The 703-nt window shown below is 52.1% G+C and carries 1 pseudogene; it reads right to left on the reverse strand.

Annotation, left to right across the window (positions count from 1 at the left end):
• A pseudogene (locus R8O10_RS25145) lies at window positions 1–703 on the reverse strand (flagellar hook-length control protein FliK); the annotation flags it as partial.

The following is a 703-nucleotide window of genomic DNA, read 5'->3' on the forward strand; positions in this document are numbered from 1 at the left end:
ATTTGTACTTTTTCCGCCACTTGCTCATTAGCGAGTTCTTTTGTTAATTGCAGAGGCAGTTGTGCTTGCTGAGCGGCTTCCGCTCGGGTTTGCTGTTGGGCTGCTACACCTTGTTGACCTGCTGCCGCTTGCAGCTGTCCTGCTAATCCGTATTGCGACTCTTGCTTATCTTGCTGGCTCGCCGTAGCTTTCAACGCACCTGCACTTAACGCGGCATTGATCGCTTTGTGGCTCACTTCCCCATTAGCAGCCATTTGAACTGCTGGGTTGAAATTATTCGCCACCAGCGCATCTGGCATTGGTGCGGACGCAAGTTTATCGGCATGTTGAGCCATTGGCGCTTGCGCAGCGGCGTGCTTCATCTCTTGCGCGTTTACGTATTGTGCTTGTTGCCCCATCGCGACTGTAGCGGCTGTTCGTTCACTGCCGTTTCGTACATTGTTATGCTGCGTTGTATTTTGCTCCGCAAGAATGGCTTTCACGTCCGTTGGCAGCGCAACCAACTGGGCTAGCTCTTGCTCAGGAATATCCGCGACGACGTCACCCGTTCTCAAACCTTCAATGACATCGATTTCTTGTTCGCTCAGAGGTTTGCCTTGCGCCAACTTGGTATCAATGACTTCCAGCTCATCAATTGAAACCAGCTGAACCGCCTTACCTTCAAAGCCGAGCGTCTCAGGGTCAAGTGACACCGAACCATCCA

Source organism: Vibrio sp. 1727 (assembly GCF_033344415.1).
Classification (GTDB): domain Bacteria; phylum Pseudomonadota; class Gammaproteobacteria; order Enterobacterales; family Vibrionaceae; genus Vibrio; species Vibrio alginolyticus.